The organism is Streptomyces sp. ISL-11 (assembly GCF_018614525.1).
In the GTDB taxonomy this organism is placed as follows: Bacteria; Actinomycetota; Actinomycetes; order Streptomycetales; family Streptomycetaceae; genus Streptomyces.
Genome location: NZ_JAGGOL010000030.1, coordinates 1 through 307 on the forward strand (window position 1 = coordinate 1; position 307 = coordinate 307).

1 protein-coding gene is annotated in these 307 nt (G+C 80.1%); it reads left to right on the forward strand.

The features are described from left to right. The coding region (locus tag J7E86_RS08835) for a hypothetical protein (protein WP_215080992.1) at positions 1 to 181 on the forward strand (181 nt) is incomplete at its 5' end. Between the last annotated feature and the right edge of the window lie 126 nt (positions 182 to 307).

The following is a 307-nucleotide window of genomic DNA, read 5'->3' on the forward strand; positions in this document are numbered from 1 at the left end:
GGGCGGCGCGGGTGCCGCGCCCGACGTGCGGGACGGTGGCGCGCCGACCTGTCTGGCGCGGGTTGGGCACCGCCGGGGCCCTGCGTGGTGGCTGATCGCCGTCGCGGCGGAGAGCGGACCGCGCACCGGCCCGGCGGTCGGCGGCAGGTTGGGCTCGGCCGGACCTTCGCGCGGGGGCTGATCACCGTCGCTCCAGTGAGAAAGCCCTGCCCGCCCGCGGACAGCACCGGGGCGCCGGGCCGGCGCAGATCTTCACCGCCGCGGCGGTGCCTGGCCCCCGCGTAGGGGTTCGGCGGTGCCGAGCCGG